Source organism: Paenarthrobacter sp. CM16, assembly GCF_013179505.1.
Lineage (GTDB): Bacteria > Actinomycetota > Actinomycetes > Actinomycetales > Micrococcaceae > Arthrobacter.
Window position 1 is genome coordinate 1 of record NZ_JABMCX010000408.1, and the last position, 3228, is coordinate 3228.

The window sequence follows — 3228 nt, forward strand, 5'->3', positions numbered from 1 at the left end:
GTGACGGGCGGACACCGGAATTACGACATATTGGGCCGGCTTAAGGCAGGATTGTCGAGAGGTCGTAAGGCGCATCGGATTGAGGTCGGCACACAGTGAAGTCTTGGAGCATCGGGGTATTCGGACTCGTGGCGCTCACCGCCATCGTGGCCAGCACCTTCGTTTCCCGGGAAGCCATGGTGGGCGTCGGCATTGCTGCCTCCGCGGCTGTGGGGATTGGCTGGCCGCATTTCCTTGGCGTCCCGGCCAAGAAAACCCTGGCATCAGTGATCGGGCTGGCGGGTGCGGGATCGGCTGTGACCGCCGCTTACCTGCCTGCTCCCGGGTTCCTGGAAGGAACGCCGGCATTCATTGCCTTGGGCGTGATGGCGGTCTTCGTGGTGCAGTTGGTCCGGGGCACAGGGCAGGCGCAGCGGCTGGAATCAACCTTGGGATGCTGTGCCGGCGTGCTGTTGAACTGCCTTGGTGCAGGGTGGATCGCCGGCGCACGGTTCAACGGCGTCAAGGAGATGGTCCTGGTGGCCGGCCTGAGCGCTGCTGTGGCCTTGCTGGTGGGAATCATCCGGTGGCCCGACCGCATAGTGGCTCCCCTTGGCGTGGTCATGGCCGGACTCATGGGGCCCCTCGCAGGTCTTGTATTCTCGGATATTGCAGTACTCCCTGCGGCACTGGTGGGCGTTGTGGTGGGCTCCGTCCTGGTCTGCTTCCGGCGGATGACCACGCTCCGGCGCGGGCGCCTGAACCTCCGGGCAGCCGTGGGAATGGGTGTTGCCCCCGTCTGGGCTGTGGGGGCCTTGGTGTACTTCATAGACAAACTACTCATCTACTAACGGTTAGGATGGCATCATGTCTGTACTCGCATTTGAAATCTTCTTCCTCGTTCTCCTTGGCCTGGCCAGCGTTGCCATGGCATGGTTTGCGGGTTTTGTCGTTTACCGCCTTTTCAAGGGCCAGAAGTAAATTCTCTGACCCTGCTCTCCAACAGAGGTAGTCGTTGTGCCTATTGAGATCCCTACCGATCTGACGCCTGAACTCGTCCCCCTTTCCTGGCTCATTGGTGAGTGGGAAGGCCGTGGCCGGCTCGGCAGCGGCGACGAGGATTCCGAGCATTTTGTCCAGCACGTTTCCTTCACCCATAACGGCCTGCCGTACCTGCAGTATCGGGCTGAGACCTGGCTGAGTGACGACGCCGGCGCAAAGCTGCGCCCGTTGACGGTCGAGACAGGCTTTTGGGCCTTGGAGCGGAAGCTCCAGGAGGGCGACGGCGGTCCCGGACTCATTCCGGCGGACATCGTCCCGGTACTGAAGACCGCGGACGACGTCGAAGAGCGCCGCAACGAGGATGGCGGATTCGACATCTCCGTTTCGATTGCCCATCCCGGTGGCATTACGGAGCTCTACTACGGTCAGATCAAGGGACCCCAGATCCAGCTGAGCACGGACATGGTGATGCGAGGAAGCCACTCCAAGGAGTACACCGCGGCCACCAGGATTTTCGGGCTGGTTGACGGAAACCTCCTGTGGCGCTGGGACGTCGCAGCCAGCGGGAAAGCACTCGAAGCCCACGCCTCGGCCTTCCTGCACAAGGTGTCCTGACCAGGGCCTTCACCGTACGTTCCAGCAGCCGGCAGCAGAAGGAGCAGTGAGTGAACAATCACCTCAAGCCCGACGGCTACAAGGGCCTGAAGGCTCTCTTCTTCAATGGCACGCTGAAACCTTCACCGCAACTGAGCAATACCGATGGCCTGATCCAGATCAGCCGGGACATCATGGAGAAGCAGGGCGTCTCCACCAAGGTTGTCCGCACGGTGGACCACGACATCGCAAGCGGGGTCTACCCCGATATGCGCGAGCATGGCTGGACAACCGACGAGTGGCCGGAAATCTACCCTGATGTTCGCGATGCCGACATCGTGGTGGTGGCCGGGCCCATCTGGCTCGGTGACAATTCCTCCCAAACCAAGAAGCTCATCGAGCGCCTCTATGCCCATTCGGGCGAGCTGAACAGCAACGGCCAATGGGCGTTCTATCCGAAGGTGGGCGGTTGCCTCATCACCGGCAACGAGGACGGTATCAAGCACTGTTCCATGAACGTGCTGTACAGCCTCCAGCACATCGGTTTCACTATTCCGCCACAATCCGACGCCGGATGGATCGGTCCGGTGGGGCCCGGACCCAGTTATCTTGATGAAGGATCGGGTGGGCCGGAGAGTGATTTTACTAACAGGAACGCCACCTTCATGACGTGGAACCTGCTCCACATGGCCAAAATCCTCCGGGATGCCGGGGGTATTCCGGCCTACGGCAACCTGCCCGCCGAATGGAAAGCGGGCACCCGCTTCGACTTCGAAAATCCGGAATACCGCTGATGCCGGAATACCGCTGAGCTGCAAGGACTTCTACTACATATGACTTACACCAGCCCTCTGTTGTCGCGCCCTGGCGCGGTCGAGGACACCGGCCTCGATGCCGGCGTCGCTGCCCACTACGGTGAGCCGCTGCGTGAGCAGCGCGCCTTGGCCGCCGGCACCGCCGTCGTCGATCTCTCACACCGCGGGGTGGTCACCGTTTCCGGACCCGACCGCCTCAGCTGGCTCAACACGTTGTCCTCCCAGCAGCTCACCAACCTCCAGCCCGGGGTTGCCAGCGAGCTCTTGTTGTTGAGTGTCCAAGGCCGCATCGAATTTGATGCCCGGGTGATTGATGACGGCGGGACCACGTGGCTGATCGTGGAGACCGCGGAAGCCGCGCCTTTGGCCGAGTGGCTGAACAAGATGAAATTCATGCTCCGGGTCGAGATCACCGATGTCTCTGATCAGTGGGCAGTGCTGGGAGCCACCAAGCCGGTGGAACAGTTCTCTTCCCGCTTGGTATGGGAGGATCCGTGGCCGCATGTCAGCCCGGGAGGTTACGCCTACAGCATCGTTCCGGAGGAGTCCCATCCGGGCCTTGAACGTCCGTGGTTCGAGTACCTCGTCCCGGCCGCAGAGTTGGAGAACGCGGTTGAAGGACTCCCGCTGGCGGGTGCGCTGGCCGCCGATGCCCTGCGGATCGCTGCGTGGCGTCCGCGTCTTGGCGCTGAGACCGACGAGAAAACCATTCCCCATGAGCTGGATCTTCTGCGGACCTCGGTACACCTGAACAAGGGCTGCTACAAGGGCCAGGAGACCATTGCCCGTGTCCACAACCTGGGGCACCCGCCGCGCCGCCTCGTGTTCCTGCAATTGG

General features: G+C 61.9%; 4 protein-coding genes. All 4 read left to right on the top strand.

Features of this window, described 5'->3' with window-relative positions; translation table 11 throughout:
- The first annotated feature begins 95 nt into the window (after positions 1–95).
- The gene (locus tag HP499_RS22545; protein ID WP_172326311.1) at positions 96–830 is read left to right on the top strand and encodes a permease; all 735 of its coding nucleotides are present in this window, start codon (positions 96–98) and stop codon (positions 828–830) included.
- 166 nt (positions 831–996) lie between these two features.
- Entirely contained in the window at positions 997–1596 is a 600-nt protein-coding gene (locus HP499_RS22550; RefSeq protein ID WP_172326312.1) for a heme-binding beta-barrel domain-containing protein, read from the top strand.
- 50 nt (positions 1597–1646) lie between these two features.
- Entirely contained in the window at positions 1647–2369 is a 723-nt protein-coding gene (locus HP499_RS22555; protein WP_172326313.1) for a flavodoxin family protein, read from the top strand.
- A gap of 39 nt (positions 2370–2408) precedes the next feature.
- A partial coding sequence (locus HP499_RS22560) for a folate-binding protein YgfZ (protein ID WP_172326314.1) occupies positions 2409–3228 on the top strand: 820 nt, incomplete at its 3' end.